Here is a 343-nt window from a genome sequence, read left to right as displayed (position 1 = left end):
TTGTGGACAGAAGGGGTTTCGGCAGTATTCGCCGGGGCAAACTATAAATTTTTTGCCATCAAATTGAAACAAATCCCGGTTGATGGCCCCCTTCACAATCCTGATAGTTAATGCTGCAATTCAGACGATTTTTGACGCATAATTCCGGAAAATATGTCAAAAAGAACAACAGTTAATGACGAATACCAGCCAAATCCAGTCCAGCGAGCATGAAGAGCTTCAGATCTCCCGGCTGCTCAATGGCCTGTCAGCCATGGCGGTCCTGTTCCTGGCCGGGATCGGGGCCAAGGCGTGGTATGCCGAGCATCATCTGCACGCATGGGTGCTCTGGGCATTTGTTGTT

This window comes from Marinobacter sp. UBA5687, assembly GCF_002420325.1.
Lineage (GTDB): Bacteria > Pseudomonadota > Gammaproteobacteria > Pseudomonadales > Oleiphilaceae > Marinobacter > Marinobacter nauticus.
The sequence above is the reverse complement of the archived record's forward strand: the minus strand, read 5'-3'. Positions refer to the sequence as shown.